Genomic DNA, 217 nt, shown 5'->3' with positions numbered 1-217 from the left:
TGGACTGCAATGAAACACAACGTTCACTGCAGAGAACTTTACCAGCGTTTGTTGGCAAAAGGAAAACCTAAGAAATTAGCATTAATCGCAGTTTGCAACAAGCTTTTAAGGATCTGTTTCGGTGTGGTAAAAAACAAAATGCCTTATCAACCAGATTATCAAAAAAACTTTAAAATTTTAACCTGATTAATTTGCGTATTAACATAGAACATCGGGG

At 35.0% G+C, this 217-nt stretch carries 1 pseudogene; it reads left to right on the top strand.

The features are described from left to right. Positions 1-186 (top strand): annotated as a pseudogene (locus tag QWT87_RS21235) (IS110 family transposase); the annotation flags it as partial. Between the last annotated feature and the right edge of the window lie 31 nt (positions 187-217).

It is taken from the genome of Chryseobacterium urinae, assembly GCF_030518295.1.
Lineage (GTDB): Bacteria > Bacteroidota > Bacteroidia > Flavobacteriales > Weeksellaceae > Chryseobacterium > Chryseobacterium mucoviscidosis.
The sequence above is the reverse complement of the archived record's forward strand: the minus strand, read 5'-3'. Positions and strand labels throughout refer to the sequence as shown.